We start from the raw sequence: 19053 nt of genomic DNA, 5'->3' as shown, positions 1-19053 counted from the left end.
AGTCACCGTCCGTGGCGGTCCGGGCGCTCCCACGGCCACTCGTCCACCAGCCAGGCAGCGACCGCATCGGCGAGCGGACCGTCCAGCTCGGCGCGGCCTGCAGTGACCCACGACTGCACCTCCACGTCGTGCTCGGGAGCGCTGCTCGGGTAGAGGTACACGCACCCGATGACCTCGTCACTGCCCGGATCCAGGACCGTGAACGTGAAGCCCTTCCTCGCCTCGAAGTCCGCCGCGTGGCGGGTCAGGTCGGCCAGGTTCTGCTCGGGGGACATGCCTCCGGCCGGCGGCCAGCTGCCGTCCGGGTAGCCCTTCGTGGCACGGATGTGCTCGATGCTCGACGACCAGGCCGCGAGGTCGGACTCGTTGTGCTCCGGCCCCAGCGGCTCGAGCCGGAACCGCTCGGTCTCCAGCGCCCGCGGCGGCTCGAAGTCCTCAGGCACGAACTGCTCGCTGCTCATCCCCTGACGCTATCCCCGCTCCAGCCGCCTCGCCTCCGGATACGTGCGCGGGCCCCGCCGCTCAGCCCCCGGGGAAAGGCGCCCGCCGCCTCCCCGCCGCCTGCACTGGCACCTGAGTCGCTGAGCGACTCACGCCCCAAGCAGGCCCTTCGGACACCTCCTCGTCGACGCTGGGCGCTGAGTCGCTGGGCGACTCAGCTGCCAGTGTCGGAAGGGGTGGGCGCTCGGCACGGCCGGACCTGCGACACAGCAGGGCTGTGGAGGAGGGTGCCGGATTGTCGGTGGCGTCGGGTGGGATCGACGCACGACATCGATCGAGACGGGGGCAGGGCATGACTATCACGCGGACGAAGGTCGATCCGGAGGAGATGGCGGACTGGACCGAGGCGGAGGTGGAGTACTACCTGCTGGGTCCGTTCGACGGTGAGGTCCCCGGGCTCGTGCGCCGCATCCGACGGATGCTCGACGTCTCCCAGCGCGGGCTGGCAGCCATCCTCGGGATCTCGCAGTCGCAGGTGGCGAGGTGGGAGACCCGGCGTACGAGCCCGCGCACGGCGATGCTGGTGGAGATGCTGCGGCTGGCGAGGCTGCGGGTCGCCCTCCACGACCGGGAGACCGGTGAGGAGGTGGAGCCGATGCGCGACGACGGCGCGCGCGACCGGGCCCGGCGTCGCTACCCGGCACACGTCGACCTGGAGGTCACCGGGTGGTGGGTGCCGCGCGACGCCATGATGACGGGGATGGACGCCCGGTGGCGGGCGCGGTCGAGGAGGTGGGAGTTGCCGTCGGTGCGGTACCGCCGTCGCGGCTGGAGACACATCCTCCGCAGGGTGTACGGCACCCCCGTCGACCACCCGTCGCGACACCAGCTGGTCGCAGAGGCCTTCCACCTCGACGAGGTGAGGGAGGAGCGACACCGTCTGGCCTTGGCCAACCGCCCACGGCCGCCGGCACCGCCGCCCCCTCTCGACTGGCTGTCCGCCTGAGGCACGCACCGGCCACAGGTGCGCGCCGGGAGGTCAGACGTTGGCCTTCTCGGCCCCGATCGTGGTGTCGGGTCCGTGCCCGGTGTGCACGACCGTCTCGTCGGGCAGGTCGAACAGGCGGGACCGGATCGAGCGCACGATCAGGTCGGAGTCGCTGTAGGACCGGCCCGTCGCCCCGGGACCTCCTTCGAAGAGGGTGTCGCCGGTGAAGACGCAGCCCAGGTCGTGGACGTAGAGGCAGACGGCACCGGGCGCGTGCCCGGGCGTGTGGATCACCGTCACGGCCGCCCCGCCGATGGTCAGCGTCTGCCCGTCGGACAGGTCCACGTCCCACAGCTCTGCCCCGGGCTCGTCACCGCCGTGGGTGAGCTCCCACAACGGCTTGTCGTCGGGGTGGAGCAGGATCGGCGCCCCGGTGGCGACGCGCAGCGCCGGCGCGACGCGGACGTGGTCGTCGTGGGCGTGCGTGCACACGATCGCCTTCACCGCCCGGCCGGCCACGACCTCGAGGATCGCGTCGACGTCGTGCGGGGCGTCGATGACGATGCACTGCTCGTCGTCGCCGATCACCCAGACGTTGTTGTCGACCTCGTGGGTCTCGCCGTCGAGGGAGAACGTGCCGGACACCACGGCATGATCGACGCGCACGCTCACAGGACCACCACCGAGCGCAGCACGCTCTGCCCGTCGGGGGCGTGGTGCATCTTCCCGAAGGCTGCCTCGACGTCGCCGAGGCCGATCTCCTCGCTCACGAAGGCGTCGAGGTCCAGCCGGCCCTGCTGGTAGAGGTCGACCAGCATGGGGAAGTCGCGCGAGGGCAGGCAGTCGCCGTACCAGGACGACTTGAGCGAGCCACCCCGACCGAAGACGTCGATGAGCGGGATGTCGGGGACCTTCATGTCCGGGGTGGGCACGCCCACCAGCACGACGGTGCCGGCCAGGTCGCGGGCGTAGAACGCCTGCTTCCACGTCTCGGGTCGACCGACCGCGTCGATCACCACGTCGGCGCCGCCTTCGTGGCCGGTGCCGTCCCGCGGCGGGGTCAGCTCACGGATCGCGGCGACCGGGTCGGTCTCCTGGGAGTTCACCGTGTGGGTGGCGCCCATCGAGCGCGCCAGCTCGAGCTTGTGGTCGTCGATGTCGACCGCGATGATCCGCGACGCCCCGGCCAGCGCCGCACCGGCGATCGCAGCGGCGCCGACGCCGCCGCACCCGATGACGGCGACCGTCGAGCCGCGGCGGACGTTGCCGGTGTTGATCGCCGCACCCAGACCGGCCATCACCCCGCAGCCCAGCAGGCCCACGGCGGCGGCCCGCGCCGACGGGTCGACCTTGGTGCACTGCCCTGCGGCGACGAGCGTCTTCTCGGCGAAGGCTCCGATGCCGAGGGCCGGGGAGAGCTCGGTGCCGGCCAGCTCGCCCTCCGCGAGGGTCATCTTCTGGGTGGCGTTGCGGGTGGCGAAGCAGTACCACGGCTCGCCCCGGTCGCACGCCCGGCAGCTGCCGCACACCGCACGCCAGTTGAGCACCACGAAGTCGCCCGGCTCGAGCCCGGTCACGTCCGGGCCGACGGCCTCGACCACGCCGGCTGCCTCGTGGCCCAGCAGGAACGGGAAGTCGTCGTTGATCCCGCCCTCGCGGTAGTGCAGGTCGGTGTGGCACACCCCGCAGGCCTGCACCTCCACGACCGCCTCCCCCGGCCCGGGGTCGGGGACGTTGATCGTCGTGAGCTGCACCGGCTCGCCCTTGGCGAGCGCGACGACGGCCTTGACCTGCTGCATCCGTGCCTCCTGTGTCCGACGTGTCGCCGCGAGCCTTGCAATGCGGACCAAACAGATGCAACCCCGGAGCCCGAGACCGCGTCCTCATCCCAGAACCGCACGCCGACACACCACACACATGCGAACGGGGGTGGATGGTGACCACGACACTCGGCTCCATGGGCTCGCAGGACAGCCGGACGGACAAGGACGCCGACTTCTCGGCGTACATGTCCGCGCGCCAGCCCGCGCTCTACCGGACCGCCTACCTCCTCGCCGGCGACCACGCCGGCGCAGAGGACCTGCTCCAGAACGCCTTCGCCAAGCTCTACCTGTCGTGGGACAAGATCCGGGACCGCGGGGCGATCGACGGCTACGTCCGCCGGATCATGGTCAACGAGCACAACTCGTTGTGGCGCCGGGCCTGGAAGCGCCGCGAGCACACCACCGACACGATGCCCGACACCGGGATCCACGACACGTACGACGACGGTGTCGGCGGCGCACTGTGGGCGTTCGTCCAGACGCTCCCGCCGAAGCAGCGCTCGGTGATCGTGCTGCGCTACTACGAGCAGCTCAGCGAGGCCGAGATCGCCGACGTGCTCGGCATCTCCGTCGGCACCGTCAAGTCGCAGGCCAGCCGTGCCCTCGCGGGCCTCCGCGCCCGTGCCCCCCACTCCCTCAACCCGGATGGGCTCAACCCCCACGACCCCGGAGACGCGCGATGAACCAGACTCCCCTCGAGGACCAGGTCCAGGACGCCCTGCACCGCAGGGTCGACCCGATCCAGCACTCGCCCCTCACCGTGACCGACGTCCGGCAGCGCGCCCGGCGGATCCAGCGCCGCCGCACGGTCGCCGCCGGTGCCGCCGTCGCGGCCGTCCTCGCGATCGCCGTGCCCGTCGGGCTCACGCTCACCGGCCCGGCGCAGCGCAGCGAGGTCCCGCCTGCCACCGAGCCCCCCACCCCCCGGGCGTCCGGCACCGTGCTGGTCGACCCGCGCAGCGCCGAGGTCGTCGACTCGGTCGACGTCCCGCTCCTGGACGTCGACGGCCCCAGCCTCATCACGCCGGACAGGACGCTCGACCTGCCGACGGTCTTCGACACGCTGACGCCCTACCTGGACGGCTGGGTCGGCGTGACGATGGACGAGGGCACCGGCACGCTGCAGTTCCTGGACGCCGACCTCGCCGTGGAGGACAGCGGCGGCCCCACCGGTGGGCTGGTCGTGAGCCCGGACGGGCAGCGGATCGCCTGGTCGGAGTACACCGGGTCGCAGTGGCAGGTCGTCCTCGCCGACCCGTCCGGTGGTGCGGGCTGGGTCTACACGAAGTTCCCGCCGGCCCCGCAGGACCACATCGTCGTACCCGTCGGGTTCGTCGCCGAGGACGAGGTGGTGGTGCGGGCGTACGACGACTCGACCTCCACGACGACGTACACCGCCGGCGGTGACGAGCCGGTCGAGGTGCCCGGCCTCCTGCAGGTCGACGCGGCCTCGCCCGCCACCGGCGTGGTGGCCGGCCTCACCGAGTCCACACCGGGCCGCGCCTGCTCAGCGGTCGTGGACGGGCTGGCGCGGACCGGCACCCCGGCCTGGGAGACCTGCGACCACCGCCTCGGGCCCTTCAGCCCGACCGGGCGGTACGTCGTCGGCACCGACCCGATGGCCGACGGCAACGGCTCACCCCGCATCACGCTGCTCGACGCGGCCACCGGCGAGGAGGTCGTCGACTTCGAGGCCGTCGTCCCCCGCCGCACGGTCGGCGGGTTCTGGAGCCAGGTGGCCTGGGAGGGCGACGAGGCGCTCGTCGTCAGGATGTTCGTCGCGGACGACGACTACCACATCATGCGGCTCGGGATGGACGGCTCGGTGCAGCGCATCGGCATCCCCAGCGCAGGCGCCTCCGGGCTGAAGGTCGCGGTGCCCAGCTAGCCGGAGACGGGTCAGTCCAGGTCGGTCTTGAAGGAGGCCAGCAGGCTGTCGATCACCTGCTGGCCCTCCTCCTCGCTCAGGTTCCAGCTGTCGCCGGTGTAGATCGCGATGTTGATCAGCCAGGCGCTGTCGAGGAACATCACGCCGTAGTAGTGGGACACCTCGGTCGGGTCCTGCTGGTCGATGAGGTGCCAGGCGTTGTACTGCCCGCCGACGACCACGTCGTCCTCCCGCTTCATCCGCTTCGGCCCGCCGTGGGCGCGCGCCCACTCCCTGGCGTACGCGTCGAGCGACTTCGCCCGGGTGAGGTTGGGCGAGAGGGACAGCGCGCTGTTCTCGTCGTTGTAGCCCTGGACGATGCCGTAGTCCGCGACCCGCTTGTAGGTCGGCAGGGCACGCATCGAGGCGCCGGGCACCTTGATGAGCACGCCGTCAGCCGGCTCGACGGTCGGCGTCTCCGGGGTGGGCTCGGGCGTCGGCGTCGGGGAGGACGTGGAGGACGTCGCGGCGTCCGCCGGCTCGTCGCCCGCCCGGCCCGAGGAGGACTGGCACCCGGCGGTGAGGGCGAGCACCCCCACGCCCAGGCACGACACGATCCAGCGCTGACGAGCTCCCCGAGAAGTCATGGCGCGAGCCTAGCCACCGGCTCGGATGGTGACGGCGGCAGATCCTCGACCTAAGGTGGTTTTGGTTCTGTGATCAGGGGGAAAGGACAGACCATGCTGCCGCTTGAAGACCGAGAGCTGCTCAACCAGACGATGGTGGGCCTCAACATCGACCCGGAGACCATCTCGTCCCTGCTGTTCTCCTTCGACAAGGCCGCCGAGGGGCTCGCGGCCAACCCGATCGCCGCCGTGCACGGCACGTCGTTCGGTGACTCCTACACCGGTGGCTACCGCCTCGCCACCAACGTCCAGATGGCCCACGAGGCCGTGGCCGACGAGCTCAACCGCATGATTGCGGGCCTGCGCGGCATGAGCACCTCCGTCGAGCAGTTCAGCAAGGACATGCAGGCCACGACCGAGCAGACCGTCGCGACGATGAACCTGTTCCAGGCCTCCACCGACTGCGTCGCGGCTCCCGACTTCAGCTCGAGCCAGTGCACGCTGCCGACCGAGAGCCAGGACTGAGCCATGACCAAGGGACCCCACCGCCTCGTCCTCGACCGCTACCTCGACTCTGCCGCCGGAGGTGTCATCCAGGGCGCGGGTCATGACTGGAAGCGCAAGGCCCAGGAGCTGCAGACGCTGAGCGACGCCCTCCAGCAGGCGGCCCAGCAGGCAGAGCTCCGCATCGGCGAGCAGACCCTCACTGGTCCGGCCATGCGCGCCGGCATGGAGGAGTCGTCGGCCTCGATGCGCCTCAAGTCCGAGCAGCTGCGCGAGGCCGGACAGGCCCTCGTCGTGGTCGGTCAGCAGGTCTCCGACACCCGTGAAGCCCGCGACGCGATGGCCGACCTGGGCGAGAAGCCCCCGGCCTACCAGGCGCCTCCCGGCTCGCCCGGCGTCCCGCCGTCGGACGAGGAGATCGCGGCCCAGGCGGCCGCCTCGGCCGCCCGGCAGCAGCAGCGCAACGCCTGGCAGTCCGAGTACGACAAGCAGGAGGCCAAGGCCCTCGCCCTCACCAAGGAGATGGACGCCTCCTTCATCGCGGCCATCCCGCCGATGCAGGCGATCCACGGCCAGCAGGACCCGACCGAGCCGCCGCCGTCCGGCCCGGACGGTCCGCCCGGCCCGGACGGTCCCTACCTCCCGGGCACCCAGGCTCCCATCCCCACCGGCGGCGGGGCCGGCGGTGGCGACGACAAGGACACCACCACGGGTGTGCGCTGGGACCCCCAGGACGGTGGGCGCGGCGGACGCGACGGCGTCAAGGAGGTCAGCAACCCGGTCGTCATCACGTGCACGGGCTTCGAGCCCCCGGCGACGACCGACCCGACCACGACGCACGTCACCCACCCGACCCACGTCACCCACGTCACGGAGACCGGGACCACGACGGTGGCCGGCACCACGCAGAGCGGTGTCACCTACCAGCCCACAGGCCCGCAGGTCTCCTCTCCCGCCACCACCGGTGGCACCTCCGGCAGCACGGCCGCCGCCCTCGGCGCGGCTGGGGCCGCAGGGGGCGCGGGCGGCCTGGCGGGCGCGGTGCGACCGGGCGCGGTCTCCTCCTCCGCCGGCTCCGCCCCTGCGCGGGCCATCGGCTCCACCGGGCGCTCCGGCAGTGCCGGCGCCCTCTCCCGCTCGGCCGGCTCCTCCCCCTCGGCACGCAGTGCGACGTCGGGCACCTCCGCCTCCCGCAGCGCCGGGTCGGCGGGCTCCACCGCCGGACGGGGCGGGGCCGGGAGCCGCGGCGCGGCCTCGGGTTCGACCTCCGGCTCGCGCTCGGGCGGTCGCGGCGCGAGCGGCGCCCGCGGCTCGGGCACCGGCGCAGCCGGCGGTCGTGGCGGCCGCAAGGGCGAGCGTGACAAGACGACCGATCGCGACAGCCTGGTCTACGACCAGGACTGGCTCGGCGACGACGACGTCGCACCCGGCGTCCTCGACTGAGGCCACACCCCGGTCGGGGTCGTCGTGATGCAGGTCCCCGCTCTCGGGCGGGGACCTCGTCATGTCCGGGTCAGGCGACGACGGTCGTGATCGGCTGGGACGAGTCCGCCGGCAGGTCGAGGAGCGAGGGCATACGTCCGCGCGCGACGAGCTCGGCGCCGAGCGCGGCGACCATGGCGCCGTTGTCGGTGCACAGTCCCGGACGCGGGACCCGGACCCGGATGCCGTGGTCGGCGGCACGCTCCTCCGCCATCGCCCGCAGCCGGCTGTTGGCCGCGACGCCGCCGCCGATGAGGATGTCCTCGATGCCGCGGCTGGACGCGGCATCGATCGCCTTGCGGGTCAGCACGTCGCAGACCGCCTCCTGGAAGGACGCGGCCACGTCGGCGACGTCGATCGTGGCGCCCTCACGCTGCTGGGCCTCCACCCACCGCGCCACGGCGGTCTTGAGGCCGGAGAAGGAGAAGTCGAAGCGGTGCCGCTCGAGGTCGCGGCGGCTGGAGAGCCCCCGCGGGAAGTCGATCGCCACGCTGTTGCCGCTGCGCGCCGCCCTGTCGATGTGCGGACCGCCCGGGAAGGGCAGGCCCAGCAGGCGAGCGACCTTGTCGAAGGCCTCCCCCGCAGCGTCGTCGATGGTCGCGCCCATCGGCTCGACCCCGACTGTCACGTCGGCGACCTCCAGCAGGCTCGAGTGGCCGCCGGAGACCAGGAGCGCCAGGCACGGCTCCGGCAGCGGGCCGTGCTCGAGCTGGTCGACGGCGACGTGCGCCGCGAGGTGGTTCACGCCGTAGATCGGCTTGCCGAGGCCGAGCGCGAGCGCCTTGGCGCTGGCGACGCCGACGAGCAGCGCCCCGGCCAGGCCGGGGCCGCTGGTGACGGCCACCGCATCGATGTCGCTCAGCGCGATCCCCGCGGTGTCGGCGGCGCGCTGGATGGTCGGCACCATCGCCTCGAGGTGGGCGCGGCTGGCGACCTCCGGCACGACGCCGCCGAACCGGGCGTGCTCCTCGACGCTGCTGGCCACCGTGTCGGCCAGCAGGGTGTGGCCCCGGACGATGCCGACCCCGGTCTCGTCGCAGGACGTCTCGATGCCGAGGACGAGGGGCTCGTCAGTCATGCGCCGTGGCCGTCTGCGTCCGCGCCGCACCGGGGAGCCAGCGACACATCACGAGCGCCTCGGACCCGTCGCGGTAGTAGTGCGGACGTACGTCGATGACGCTGAACTGGCGGGCGACGTAGAAGCCGAGGGCGTCGGCGTTGGAGACGCTCACCTCGAGCAGCATGCGGGAGGCGTCCTCCGTGTCGACGAGCAGCTCGTCGAGCAGCCGCGAGGCGAGGCCGCTGCGCCGCGCCTCGGGTCGTACGCCGATGCGCAGCAGGTCGACGATGTCGCCGGCCGTCATCGTCACGGCGTAGCCGGAGAGGTCGTCAGCGACCACGAAGCGACGGCCCGGACCCTCGATCTCCTGGCGGACCTGCACCTCGGTCCACGCGTCGTCGCCGAAGAGCTCCCGCTCGAGCGCGATCAGGGCGGGCAGGTCGGCCAGGACGGCAGGACGGATCACGAGACGGGCTTTCTGGGTGCGCCGGCGACCGCGTCGGGACGCCGCAGGTACAGGGGCTCTGGGTCCAGCAAGTCTACGAGCTCGGCCGTGACTCCCGAGGCCAGCCAGCCGGCGCTCGGGCGGTTCGGCGCGATCGAGGTGGGGAACGCGTCGGGGTAGAGCTCGGGACCGGCTCCGGCGACCGGAGCAGACGTGGCGACCTCGGCGGGACGGGTGACGACGGGTCCCTCCAGCCGGCGGCCGTCGGCGTCGTACGAGGCGAGGTAGACCTCCTTGCGGCGCGCGTCGGTGGCCACGAGGAAGCTGCCGGGCGTGGCGCCCGTGCCGACCACCTCGAGCGCGACCGCGTCGAGCGAGCAGACGCCGTAGACCGGGATGTCCAGCACGAAGCCGAGGGTGCGGGCCGTGACGACCCCGACACGCAGGCCGGTGAAGGGCCCCGGCCCGACGCCGACGGCGATGGCGGTGAGGTCCTGCCGCACGATCCCTGCGTCCTCCAGGGAACGCGCGATGAGCGGCGCCAGGTGCTCGCCGTGCTTCATCGGCTGGTCGGAGGAGTGCTCGACCACCACGCGCTCCCCGTCGTGGAGGGCGACGGTCACCAGCGGCGTGGCGGTGTCGAAGGCGAGGAGCACGGCGTCGAGGTTACTGTCCGACGACCCAGCGCAGTGAAACGCGGCGCGGGTCGAGCTCCTCGTCGGACCGGGCGTGGCCCACGGCGCGCTCGATCACCACCTCGAGGCGTGAGTCGGCCAGGCCCTCGGCCAGCCCCGCGCCCCACTCGACGACGGTGACGGCGGAGTCGAGCGAGGTGTCGAGGTCGAGGTCGTCGAGCTCGTCGAGGCCACCGAGGCGGTAGGCGTCGACGTGCACGAGGTCGGGCCCGCCGACCAGGGAGGGGTGCACGCGGGCGATCACGAACGTGGGCGAGGTGACGCCGCCGCGGACCTGCAGCCCGGTGCCGAGACCCTGCGTGAAGGTGGTCTTGCCGGCGCCGAGCTCACCGGTCAGGACGACGAGGTCGCCGGCGACGAGGCTGCCCCCGAGCCGCTCCCCCAGCGCGCGCATCGTCTCGGCGTCGGGGGCGTCGAAGGTCGTGCCCAGCCACAGCGCGAGCTCGACGTAGGGGCCGCGCCGGCCGGTCTCGACGAAGTCGTGACGCTCCCAGAAGGCGACCGTCTCGGGCAGCTCCTCGCGGGCGACGACCCGCACCGCGGAGCGGCCGACGGCGGTGTCGACGGCCGCCTCGACCAGGGCGGTCGCGACGCCCGTGCCCTGGGCCGACGGGACCACCCCGAAGCGCCGCAGCACCAGCGCGTCGGGCTCGACGTCGAGGACCACGCACCCGACGGGCACGTCGTCGACGGTCGCCAGCAGCCCGCCGCGCACGCCGAGCAGCCGGGCGATGGAGCCGAGGTCCTCGCCGAGGGCGTCGGCGGGCGGGTCGAGGACCGGGCGCGCGCCGAAGGCCTCCTGCACCACGGCCAGCACGTCGGCGGCCGCCTCCGGGCCGACCCGGCGTACGACGACGGTCACAGGGCCTCCCGCTGGCCATGGCCCTGGGCCAGGGAGATGAGGTCGTCCAGCTCGGCGGTGACCTGCTTGTGGCGCTCGAGCAGCACCATGTGCCCGGCCCCCTCGCACTCCAGCAGGCTCGAGCCGGGGATCCGGCTGTGCAGCTTGCGGCTGTGGCCGACCGAGGTGATCTTGTCCTCGGTGCCGCAGATGATCGACGTGGGGACGCGGCCCAGGGGCTCGAGGTGCTCGAACTTGTCGAGCGTGGCGAAGGCCGGGTAGAAGTCCGCGACCACGGCGAAGGGCGTGGCGTTGAGCATCGAGTAGACGAACTCGACGTGCGAGGCAGGTACGTCGTCGCCGAACGCGTAGCGGTCGGTGACCACGTCGGCCACCGCGTGCCCCAGGCCCCGAGCGAGGTCGACGACCTTGTGGCCCCGGTCGAGGGTGCGCACGGCGCGTCCGACGAACCGCCCGCCCAGGCCCAGCGGCAGCATCGGGAACAGGATGCGCCCCGGGTCGAGCCCGCCGGCGGTCGTCGAGATCAGGGCCGCGCCGACGACCTTCTCGCCGAACATCTCGGGATACTGCTCGGCGAGCGAGATGACGCTCATCCCGCCCATGGAGTGGCCCACGACGACGCAGCGGCCCGGCACGGTGTCCTCGATGACGCGGCGCAGGTCGTGGCCGAGCTGCTCGATCGTGCAGTGGTCCTCGCTGGAGCGGGCCGAGCGGCCGTGGCTGCGCTGGTCGTAGAAGACGGTGCGCACCTGGCCGCGGTAGGCGGCACGCTGGAAGTGCCAGCAGTCGAGGTTGAGGGAGTAGCCGTGGACGAAGACCACGGTGAGGTCGTCGTCCGTGGCGGCATGGCCCCCGAAGTCGTCCGGCTCGTCGACCTCGACGTAGAGGTCCACCGCGTCGTCGGCCACGACCACCCGCGGCGCGCTGTGCAGCTGGCCGAACTCGACGTGCTCGCCCGCGACGCGGTTGCCGATGACCCGGTTCTGCCGGGCGATGCCGACCGCGCCGGCTGCTGCGGCCAGGCCGGCCGCGCCGACGACCGTGCCGAAGATGCGGCCCTTGATGCTCAACGCGTGGTCCCTCCGGGGTTCTCGTTCTCGTCGTCGTCCTGCTCCTCGGAGTCGACGTGACGTCGCGACAGCCGACCGCCGAGCCGGGTCACGACCTCGTAGTTGATGGTGCCGATCGCCTCGGCCCAGTCCTGAGCCGTGGGCTCGCCGCCGTCACCGGGACCGAACAGCACCACCTCGGTGCCGGGCGGCGGGAGCTCACCGTGCAGGTCGACGACGAACTGGTCCATGCACATCCGCCCGCGGATCGGTCGCAGCGAGTCCTCGACCCACACCGACGCGGTGTTGCCCGCCCCCCGCGAGATGCCCTCGGCATAGCCCACGGGCACGACGCCCACGCTGGTGTCGTGGTCGGCGACCCAGGTGTGGCCGTAGGACACCCCGTCGCCGGCCGACAACGCCTTGCTCATCAGCAGGGGCGCCCGGACCGTCATCGCGGGTCGCAGGCCCAGGCGCGGGGTGACTCCGGGAGCGGGGTCGAGGCCGTAGCACGCGATGCCGCACCGCACCAGGTCGAAGTGGGCCGACGGGCGCAGGACGGTGGCCGCCGAGTTGGCCAGGTGGGTGACCTCCGGGTCGAGCCCGGCCGCGTCCGCCAGCCGCAGCGCCTCCCGGAACGCCGCCTCCTGGGCGTCGTTGGCCGGGTGCGCGGGCTGGTCGCTGGCCGCGAGGTGCGACCAGATGCCGGTCACCTGCACCCGCCCCGCGGCCTCGTGCGCAGCGGCCGCGGCGAAGAGCGCCTCCCAGTCGGCCCGCGAGGCTCCCCCGCGGGAGAGGCCGGTGTCGACCTTCAGCTGCACCCGCGCCGGTCCGACGGCGGCGATCTCGTCGAGCTCGGCGAGCGTGTAGGCCGTGACCTCGATGCCTGCCGCCACCGCTGCCGCGAAGTCGTCGCCGGGTGCGGTCAGCCAGCACAGCAGCGGCCCGCGGTCCCCCGCGGCCCGCAGCGCGAGCGCCTCGTCGATCGTGGCGACCCCGAGCCAGTCGGCGCCGGCGTCGCGGGCCGCCTCGCCCGCCTCGACCATGCCGTGCCCGTAGCCGTCGGCCTTGACCACCACCATCAGCTGGACCGGCCCGTCCACGGTGACGAGGTCCTTGAGGATGCGCACGTTGTGCCGGATGGCTGCCACGTCCACCACGATCTCGGCGCGATGCGGCACGGGATCGGTCATGGGCCGATCATCCCAAAGGCCGTGGTGCGGGGGCAGCCAGGGTCTCGCGCGCGATGCGTGGGACCCGGGCCGCGACACGGGTGGCGGTGATCGGCCCACCCGCCGCCGCCTCGGTGGCGGCGGCCCCGTGCAGCCACGACCCCACCGACGCTGCGTCGTACGGCTCGAGCCCGGCCGCGACGAGCGCACCGATCAGCCCGGCGAGGACGTCGCCGGCGCCCGCCGTGGCCAGCCACGGCACGCCGGTGGTGGTCACCCGGACCCGGCCGGTCGGGTCCGCGACGAGCGTGTGGTGGCCCTTGAGCAGGACGACGCAATCCCATCGGCGCGCGGCCTCGCGCGCGAAGTGGAGCGGCCGCGCCTCGACCTCGACGCGCTCCACGTCCATCATCGCCGCGAGCTCACCCGCGTGCGGGGTGAGCACGCAGCCGGGCAGGGGCGCGGTCACGTGGTGCAGCGCGTCGGCGTCGACCACGACGGGTACGCCGTCCGCGAGCGCGTCGGCGAGCATGCTCGCGGCGTCGTCGCCCCCGCCGGGACCGACCACCCACGCCTGCACACGGCCCGCGCCGACGACCTCGGGGTGGGCGGTGCGGACGGTGTCCGCGATCGCCTCGGGCCCGACGTAGCGCACCATCCCGGCCAGCCCCGAGCCGGCGCCGGCGACCGCCAGCAGCGCGGCACCGGGATACGTGCCGGAGCCGGCTCGTACGCCGACGACGCCGCGGGTGTACTTGTGGACGACCCGGCCGGGGTGCGGCAGCAGCGCTCGTACGTCGTCGGGCTGGAGCGCCTCGACCGCGGGCGCGACGCCCTCCAGGAAGGGGTCCAGCCCGAGGTCGACGAGGTGCAGGGCGCCGCTGGCGAGGGAGGCGGGATCCACGAGGTGGGCCACCTTGTGGGTGCCGAAGGTGACGGTGAGGTCGGCGACCACGTGCGGCCCGTCGACCTGCCCGGTGTCGACGTCGACCCCGGACGGCACGTCGACCGCGACCACGGGCACGCCGTGGAACCGGTCGAGCGCCGCGGCGGCGTCGGGGCGCAGTCCGGGCCGGCCGCCGATCCCGACGATGCCGTCGACCAGCAGGTCGGTGCCGGGGTCGAGGTCGTCGAGGTCGTGGGTCGCGCGGCCGCCTGCCGCGCGCAGCGCCGCCAGGCCGGCCTCGTGCACACGGTCGGCGAGCAGCAGCGCCTCGACCCTGGCGCCGCGCCCGGCCAGCCGGGCGCCCGCCCAGAGCGCGTCGCCGCCGTTGTCACCAGGGCCGACCAGCAGCAGCACGCGCCTCCCGTAGGCGCCACCGAGCAGGTCGAGCACCGCGGCGGCCAGGCCGGCGGCCGCGCGCTGCATCAGTGCGCCGTCCGGCAGCCGGGCCATCGCGGCCTGCTCCGCACGGCGTACGTCCTCGACGGTGTGGGCGCGCAGCATGGCCTAGGACTCCAGGACCACGACCGCCGAGGCGATCCCTGCGTCGTGGGAGAGCGAGACGTGGACGTGCGCGACGCCCAGGGACTCGGCCCGCGCGGCGACGGTGCCGCGGATCTCGAAGCGGGGGCGACCGGTCTCCTCCGAGACGATCTCGGCGTCGTGCCAGCCCATCCCGACCGGGGCGCCGAGCGCCTTGGCCATCGCCTCCTTGGCGGCGAACCGGGCGGCCAGCGACGCCGGCGGACGCGAGGCCTCGGCGTCGGTGAACAACCGTCCGCGCAGGGCGGGGGTGCGCTCGAGGGACTGCATGAAGCGGTCGATGTCGACCACGTCGATCCCGACGCCGATGATCGGCATGAGCTCCCCCGGCCCTTACTCGACCGTGACGGACTTGGCGAGGTTGCGCGGCTGGTCGACGTCGTGGCCGAGCTGGGTGGCCAGCTCGCACGCGAACAGCTGCAGCGGGACGACCGCGACCAGCGGCTGGAGCAGCACGGGCACCTTCGGCAGCGTGAACAGCACGTCGGCGTAGGGCTCGATCGTGGTGTCGCCCTCCTCGGCCAGGCACAGGGTGCGGGCACCGCGGGCGCGCACCTCCTGGATGCCGCTGATCATCTTGTCGTGCAGCTGGTCGCGCCCGCGCGGGGGCACCACGCACAGGATCGGCAGGCCCTCCTCGACCAGCGCGATCGGACCGTGCTTGAGCTCACCGGCGGCGAAGCCCTCGGCATGGAGGTAGGCGATCTCCTTGAGCTTGAGCGCTCCCTCCAGCGCCACCGGGTAGCCGGCGTGGCGGCCCAGGAACAGCACCGAGCGGCTGCCGACGTGGTCGCGGGCGAGGGCGTAGACCTCCTCGGCCTTGGCGAGCACGGTCTCGACGTGCGCCGGCATCTCCTCGAGCTGGTCCATCACCTCGGCGATCTCGTCGCCGTAGCGGGTGCCCTTGACCTGTGCGAAGTAGAGCGCGAGGAGGTAGCAGGCGACCAGCTGGGTGAGGAAGCCCTTCGTCGAGGCGACCCCGATCTCCGGACCGGCGTGGGTGTAGATGACGCCGTCGGACTCGCGCGGGATCGTCGAGCCGTTGGTGTTGCAGATCGCCAGCACCTTCGACCGCTGCACGCGCGCGTGCCGGATCGCCTGGAGGGTGTCGGCCGTCTCGCCCGACTGGCTGATCGCGACGACCAGCGTGGAGGCGGTGAGGATCGGGTCGCGGTAGCGGAACTCGCTGGCGAGCTCGACCTCGACCGGGATCCGGCACCAGTGCTCGATGGCGTACTTGGCGACCATGCCGGCGTAGAACGACGTGCCCGCCGCGATGATGATGATCTTGTCGATGTCGCGCAGGTCCTGGTCGGACAGGCGCATCTCGTCGAGCTGGAGGAGGCCGTCGGTGTCGCGGCGTCCGAGCAGGGAGTCGGCGACCGCGCGCGGCTGCTCGAAGATCTCCTTGCGCATGAACCAGTCGTGGCCGTCCTTCTCCGCCGCGGAGAGGTCCCAGTCGACGTGGTAGCGACGGCCCTCTGCGGGGGTCCCGTCGAAGCCGGAGACGCTGACGCCCTCGCGGGTGATGGTGACGACCTGGTCCTGGTCGAGCTCCATCGCCTCGCGGGTGTGCTCGATGAAGGCGGCGACGTCGGAGCCGAGGAAGTTCTCGCCCTCCCCGATGCCGACCACCAGCGGGCTGTTGCGGCGGGCCGCGACCACGCGGTCGGGGTCTTGCGCGTCGATCGCGACGAGGGTGAAGGCACCCTCGAGGCCGCGGCAGACGTTCTGCATGGCGACGGTCAGGTCGACGCCGGTCTCGAGCTGCTCCTCGAGCAGGTGGGCCGCGACCTCGGTGTCGGTGTCGGAGGCCATCTCCACGCCCTCGGACTCGAGGCGGCCGCGGAGCTCGGCGAAGTTCTCGATGATGCCGTTGTGCACCAGGGCCACCCGGCGCGCCCGCCCGAGGTGCGGGTGGGCGTTGCGGTCGGTCGGCGGGCCGTGCGTGGCCCAGCGCGTGTGGCCGATACCGGTCGTGACGGGCGGGAGCGGTGAGTCGGCGATGGCCTTCTCGAGGTTGGCGAGCTTGCCGGCGCGCTTGTCGGTGACGATCGACCCGGAGTCGATGAGGGCGATCCCCGCGGAGTCGTAGCCCCGGTACTCCAGCCGGCGTAGCCCTTCGATGACGACGCCCTCGGCCGGCCTGGCCCCCACATAACCCACGATTCCGCACATGAGGGAGGAGTCTATCGGCAGGCCGCTGCGCACCCACGCCCTGCCGCGGTGCCACAATCGCACCCATGTCCGAGGTCCCGGCGTCGTCCAACGGCAACTCGTCGGGCAACGAGTCCTCGCCCTACGTCGAGCTCGAGCGGGCGGCCTGGGCGGAGCTCGCCGGCTCGGCCGAGACCGTCCTCACCCCGGACGAGGTCGTCCGCCTGAGGGGCCTGGGCGACCAGCTCGACCTGCGGGAGATCGAGCAGGTCTACCTGCCGCTGTCGCGCCTGCTCAGCCTCTACGTCGCGGCCAACTCCCGCCTCCACCGCGAGCAGGAGGAGTTCCTGCACCGCGTCACCCCACCGCGTACGCCCTTCGTGATCGGCCTCGCCGGCTCGGTCGCGGTCGGCAAGTCGACCACGGCCCGCGTGCTCCAGCAGATGCTCGCCCACTGGCCCGAGCACCCCAACGTCGCGCTCGTGACGACCGACGGGTTCCTGCTGCCCAACGCCGAGCTCGAGCGCCGCGGGATCCTGCACCGCAAGGGCTTCCCGGAGTCCTACGACCGCAAGGCGCTGCTCAAGTTCGTCGTCGACATCAAGTCCGGCAAGGACGAGGTCGAGGCGCCGATCTACTCCCACCTCGTCTACGACGTCGTCCCCGGCGAGAAGGTGGTCGTGAAGCGGCCCGACATCGTCATCGTCGAGGGCCTCAACGTCCTCCAGCCGGCGCGGGTGCGCGACGACGGTCGCACGGGCCTCGCGGTCAGCGACTTCTTCGACTTCTCCGTCTACGTCGACGCTGCCCTCACCGACATCAAGCGCTGGTACGTCGACCGGTTCCTGCGGCTGCGCGAGACCGCCTTCCGCGACCCGGCGTCCTACTTCCGCAAGTACGCCGCGCTCTCCCACGACGAGGCCGTCGACGAGGCGACCAGGATCTGGGACTCCATCAACGAGCCCAACCTCGTCCAGAACGTCGCCCCCACCCGCTCGCGCGCCAACCTCGTGCTCCGCAAGGACGCCGACCACTCCGTGAGGTACGTCCGGCTGCGCAAGCTCTGAGCCACAGCCCTCCGACGACGTCATGGCTGGTGGTCCTCCGGGCCGCCACTCCCCATGACGTCGGCCGCCAGCGTCATGGTCGGTGGTCGCCCGGGTCGCCACCAGCCATGACGTCCATGGATCAGGCGGCTCGGAGCCAGCCTCCGGCACGCAGTGCTCGCTCGATCTGGTCGAAGAAGTCGTCCGCCGCGATCCGGAGCCCGAGGAGCGGCAGCCTCAGGACGACGGCGTCCTCGAGGCTGACCTCGTTCTGCCGCAGTGCATCGGGCACCACTGTGTCCGCCCAGGTGTGGTAGATGCCGTCGACCTCGACGACCACGCGGTGGTCGGCCCAGCGGACGTCGAGGTAGTAGCGCCCGTCGCGACCCTTGCGCACGGATTGACGGTCCGGCTCGGGAAGGCCCCGCTGACGGCACTCACCAGCGAAGTCGAGCTCGCCCAGCGACCGCGCGCCACCGAGCAGGTCGAGGACGACGCTGTGCATCAGGGGGGAGCTGCGATCACGCTTCACGGCGAGCAAGGCCTCGCCCAGCTTCTCGGCGGTCGTCATGCCCTGTTGGACGGGCATCGTCAGGAGCAGCGCGGCCTGCTTGTCGCTCCGCGCCCACATGGCTGCCCTGACGGCTGCGACAGGCACGCGCGTGCGCGGGACGCCCGAGGGCGCCAGGTCGTCCTCCGACCACCGCCGCGTGCGGCGGATGTCGAGCCCGAGCCCCCTCAGCGGCTTCACTCCGCGCGGGACCGACACCCGGTGGGCGGTTGACTCGTAGTGCTCGAGTCCCGAGGCGATCAGCGAGGACTCACCGTCGAGCATGCCTCGACTCCCGCCCTCGAAGACGGCCGCCCAGCGCCGCCCGAGCGCGGAGACGGGGCCGGTGTGGAGGCAGATCGACCGGCTCCACACCCGCTGCCACCGTTCGGCCCGGATCTGCGCCCGCACCTCCCCGCGTGTCAGCCCGGCCGCATAGGCCTGGGCACGTGAGATCACGCCGCCCTGGACCGCAGCGGTCTTCCTCAGCTGCGCCAGGATCCGGTCCCGCTGTGTCACTGTGTGGCGCTTGCGCCTGCGTTGCCCCATGGCCCGAGCGTGTGGCCGCTCGGGGACGTGCTGCAGCCATGGGCGCCGCCGCCTGTGCACAGAGGCCGTCGGGCGCCGTCGGTGGACGATGGGTGGGCCGCTCCGCGCCGCTGCCCGCTGGCCGGGCGCGGGACGACCGTCATGGCGGGTGGTCGGTCGCGCAGCCACCGCCCATGACGTACGCCGGGGACGTCATGGCGGGCGGTCACGCGGACAGCCACCGCCCATGACGTACGCCGGGTGGGCGGGGG

At 72.8% G+C, this 19053-nt stretch carries 20 protein-coding genes; 6 read left to right on the top strand and 14 right to left on the bottom strand.

The window, feature by feature from the left end; translation table 11 throughout:
* Positions 1 to 2: 2 nt before the first annotated feature.
* Positions 3 to 461 (bottom strand): GNAT family N-acetyltransferase, encoded by a 459-nt coding sequence (locus ACS3YM_RS02350; protein ID WP_439938436.1) that lies wholly within the window; start codon positions 459 to 461, stop codon positions 3 to 5.
* Between the two features lie 332 nt (positions 462 to 793).
* Between ACS3YM_RS02350 and ACS3YM_RS02345 the strand changes: the two genes are divergently transcribed.
* Complete coding sequence (locus tag ACS3YM_RS02345) at positions 794 to 1447, top strand: helix-turn-helix domain-containing protein (RefSeq protein ID WP_439938435.1); 654 nt, start codon at positions 794 to 796, stop codon at positions 1445 to 1447.
* 33 nt (positions 1448 to 1480) lie between these two features.
* Here ACS3YM_RS02345 and ACS3YM_RS02340 read toward each other — a convergent pair whose 3' ends face one another.
* Together ACS3YM_RS02340 and ACS3YM_RS02335 are read right to left on the bottom strand one after the other, a co-directional pair.
* Positions 1481 to 2101, bottom strand: a complete 621-nt coding sequence (locus ACS3YM_RS02340) for an MBL fold metallo-hydrolase (protein WP_439938433.1) — start codon at positions 2099 to 2101, stop codon at positions 1481 to 1483.
* Positions 2098 to 3228: an S-(hydroxymethyl)mycothiol dehydrogenase gene (locus tag ACS3YM_RS02335; protein ID WP_439938432.1), complete on the bottom strand. Its 1131-nt coding sequence runs from the start codon at positions 3226 to 3228 to the stop codon at positions 2098 to 2100. Before ACS3YM_RS02335 ends, ACS3YM_RS02340 begins: the two co-directional genes overlap by 4 nt.
* Positions 3229 to 3365: 137 nt before the next feature.
* Between ACS3YM_RS02335 and ACS3YM_RS02330 the strand changes: the two genes are divergently transcribed.
* Both ACS3YM_RS02330 and ACS3YM_RS02325 read left to right on the top strand, forming a co-directional pair.
* Positions 3366 to 3935: a SigE family RNA polymerase sigma factor gene (locus ACS3YM_RS02330; RefSeq protein WP_439938431.1), complete on the top strand. Its 570-nt coding sequence runs from the start codon at positions 3366 to 3368 to the stop codon at positions 3933 to 3935.
* On the top strand, positions 3932 to 5140 hold the full coding sequence (locus ACS3YM_RS02325; protein ID WP_439938430.1) for a hypothetical protein: 1209 nt from the start codon (positions 3932 to 3934) through the stop codon (positions 5138 to 5140). The genes ACS3YM_RS02330 and ACS3YM_RS02325 overlap by 4 nt, the downstream gene beginning before the upstream one ends.
* An 11-nt stretch (positions 5141 to 5151) precedes the next feature.
* Here ACS3YM_RS02325 and ACS3YM_RS02320 read toward each other — a convergent pair whose 3' ends face one another.
* Positions 5152 to 5766, bottom strand: a complete 615-nt coding sequence (locus ACS3YM_RS02320; protein ID WP_439938429.1) for a hypothetical protein — start codon at positions 5764 to 5766, stop codon at positions 5152 to 5154.
* 93 nt (positions 5767 to 5859) lie between these two features.
* Between ACS3YM_RS02320 and ACS3YM_RS02315 the strand changes: the two genes are divergently transcribed.
* Entirely contained in the window at positions 5860 to 6270 is a 411-nt protein-coding gene (locus tag ACS3YM_RS02315) for a hypothetical protein (protein ID WP_439938428.1), read from the top strand.
* A gap of 3 nt (positions 6271 to 6273) precedes the next feature.
* The gene (locus tag ACS3YM_RS02310; protein ID WP_439938427.1) at positions 6274 to 7692 is read left to right on the top strand and encodes a hypothetical protein; all 1419 of its coding nucleotides are present in this window, start codon (positions 6274 to 6276) and stop codon (positions 7690 to 7692) included.
* 70 nt (positions 7693 to 7762) lie between these two features.
* Here the strand turns inward: ACS3YM_RS02310 and tsaD are convergent, their stop codons facing one another.
* The 9 genes from tsaD to glmS are packed head-to-tail and all read right to left on the bottom strand — an operon-like array spanning position 7763 to position 16678.
* Complete coding sequence (gene tsaD / locus ACS3YM_RS02305) at positions 7763 to 8809, bottom strand: tRNA (adenosine(37)-N6)-threonylcarbamoyltransferase complex transferase subunit TsaD (RefSeq protein WP_439938426.1); 1047 nt, start codon at positions 8807 to 8809, stop codon at positions 7763 to 7765.
* Positions 8802 to 9257, bottom strand: coding sequence for a GNAT family N-acetyltransferase (locus tag ACS3YM_RS02300; RefSeq protein WP_439938425.1), 456 nt, complete (start codon positions 9255 to 9257; stop codon positions 8802 to 8804). The genes tsaD and ACS3YM_RS02300 overlap by 8 nt, the downstream gene beginning before the upstream one ends.
* The gene (gene tsaB / locus ACS3YM_RS02295; RefSeq protein WP_439938424.1) at positions 9254 to 9892 is read right to left on the bottom strand and encodes a tRNA (adenosine(37)-N6)-threonylcarbamoyltransferase complex dimerization subunit type 1 TsaB; all 639 of its coding nucleotides are present in this window, start codon (positions 9890 to 9892) and stop codon (positions 9254 to 9256) included. Before tsaB ends, ACS3YM_RS02300 begins: the two co-directional genes overlap by 4 nt.
* A 10-nt stretch (positions 9893 to 9902) precedes the next feature.
* Positions 9903 to 10793: a tRNA (adenosine(37)-N6)-threonylcarbamoyltransferase complex ATPase subunit type 1 TsaE gene (tsaE, locus tag ACS3YM_RS02290; protein WP_439938423.1), complete on the bottom strand. Its 891-nt coding sequence runs from the start codon at positions 10791 to 10793 to the stop codon at positions 9903 to 9905.
* On the bottom strand, positions 10790 to 11863 hold the full coding sequence (locus tag ACS3YM_RS02285; RefSeq protein WP_439938422.1) for an alpha/beta fold hydrolase: 1074 nt from the start codon (positions 11861 to 11863) through the stop codon (positions 10790 to 10792). Before ACS3YM_RS02285 ends, tsaE begins: the two co-directional genes overlap by 4 nt.
* On the bottom strand, positions 11860 to 13035 hold the full coding sequence (gene alr / locus ACS3YM_RS02280; RefSeq protein ID WP_439938421.1) for an alanine racemase: 1176 nt from the start codon (positions 13033 to 13035) through the stop codon (positions 11860 to 11862). The genes ACS3YM_RS02285 and alr overlap by 4 nt, the downstream gene beginning before the upstream one ends.
* 7 nt (positions 13036 to 13042) lie before the next feature.
* On the bottom strand, positions 13043 to 14461 hold the full coding sequence (locus tag ACS3YM_RS02275) for an NAD(P)H-hydrate dehydratase (protein ID WP_439938419.1): 1419 nt from the start codon (positions 14459 to 14461) through the stop codon (positions 13043 to 13045).
* A gap of 3 nt (positions 14462 to 14464) precedes the next feature.
* Entirely contained in the window at positions 14465 to 14818 is a 354-nt protein-coding gene (locus ACS3YM_RS02270) for a holo-ACP synthase (protein WP_439938418.1), read from the bottom strand.
* Positions 14819 to 14833: 15 nt separating this feature from the next.
* Positions 14834 to 16678 carry a glutamine--fructose-6-phosphate transaminase (isomerizing) gene (gene glmS / locus ACS3YM_RS02265; protein WP_439938417.1) on the bottom strand — a complete coding sequence of 615 codons (1845 nt, stop codon included), beginning with the start codon at positions 16676 to 16678 and terminating at the stop codon, positions 14834 to 14836.
* Positions 16679 to 16743: 65 nt separating this feature from the next.
* Here glmS and coaA point away from each other — a divergent pair, with 65 nt between their 5' ends.
* A complete protein-coding gene (gene coaA, locus ACS3YM_RS02260) occupies positions 16744 to 17724 on the top strand; it encodes a type I pantothenate kinase (protein WP_439938416.1) in 981 nt (326 codons plus the stop codon).
* 121 nt (positions 17725 to 17845) lie between these two features.
* Here coaA and ACS3YM_RS02255 read toward each other — a convergent pair whose 3' ends face one another.
* Positions 17846 to 18802: a hypothetical protein gene (locus ACS3YM_RS02255; RefSeq protein ID WP_439938415.1), complete on the bottom strand. Its 957-nt coding sequence runs from the start codon at positions 18800 to 18802 to the stop codon at positions 17846 to 17848.
* Positions 18803 to 19053 lie beyond the last annotated feature (251 nt).

Origin of the sequence: Nocardioides sp. N13(2025) (assembly GCF_051912545.1) — a bacterium.
Lineage (GTDB): Bacteria > Actinomycetota > Actinomycetes > Propionibacteriales > Nocardioidaceae > Nocardioides.
This window is presented reverse-complemented; position numbering and strand designations above follow the sequence as displayed.

What these genes read in the sequence shown, in the direction of transcription:
- ACS3YM_RS02350 (WP_439938436.1), bottom strand. Translation starts at nt 461, where the DNA reads ATGAGCAGCGAGCAGTTCGTGCCTGAGGACTTCGAGCCGCCGCGGGCG.
- ACS3YM_RS02345 (WP_439938435.1), top strand. Translation starts at nt 794, where the DNA reads ATGACTATCACGCGGACGAAGGTCGATCCGGAGGAGATGGCGGACTGG.
- ACS3YM_RS02335 (WP_439938432.1), bottom strand. Translation starts at nt 3,228, where the DNA reads ATGCAGCAGGTCAAGGCCGTCGTCGCGCTCGCCAAGGGCGAGCCGGTG.
- ACS3YM_RS02325 (WP_439938430.1), top strand. Translation starts at nt 3,932, where the DNA reads ATGAACCAGACTCCCCTCGAGGACCAGGTCCAGGACGCCCTGCACCGC.
- ACS3YM_RS02320 (WP_439938429.1), bottom strand. Translation starts at nt 5,766, where the DNA reads ATGACTTCTCGGGGAGCTCGTCAGCGCTGGATCGTGTCGTGCCTGGGC.
- ACS3YM_RS02315 (WP_439938428.1), top strand. Translation starts at nt 5,860, where the DNA reads ATGCTGCCGCTTGAAGACCGAGAGCTGCTCAACCAGACGATGGTGGGC.
- ACS3YM_RS02310 (WP_439938427.1), top strand. Translation starts at nt 6,274, where the DNA reads ATGACCAAGGGACCCCACCGCCTCGTCCTCGACCGCTACCTCGACTCT.
- tsaD (WP_439938426.1), bottom strand. Translation starts at nt 8,809, where the DNA reads ATGACTGACGAGCCCCTCGTCCTCGGCATCGAGACGTCCTGCGACGAG.
- alr (WP_439938421.1), bottom strand. Translation starts at nt 13,035, where the DNA reads ATGACCGATCCCGTGCCGCATCGCGCCGAGATCGTGGTGGACGTGGCA.
- ACS3YM_RS02275 (WP_439938419.1), bottom strand. Translation starts at nt 14,461, where the DNA reads ATGCTGCGCGCCCACACCGTCGAGGACGTACGCCGTGCGGAGCAGGCC.
- ACS3YM_RS02270 (WP_439938418.1), bottom strand. Translation starts at nt 14,818, where the DNA reads ATGCCGATCATCGGCGTCGGGATCGACGTGGTCGACATCGACCGCTTC.
- glmS (WP_439938417.1), bottom strand. Translation starts at nt 16,678, where the DNA reads ATGTGCGGAATCGTGGGTTATGTGGGGGCCAGGCCGGCCGAGGGCGTC.
- coaA (WP_439938416.1), top strand. Translation starts at nt 16,744, where the DNA reads ATGTCCGAGGTCCCGGCGTCGTCCAACGGCAACTCGTCGGGCAACGAG.
- ACS3YM_RS02255 (WP_439938415.1), bottom strand. Translation starts at nt 18,802, where the DNA reads ATGGGGCAACGCAGGCGCAAGCGCCACACAGTGACACAGCGGGACCGG.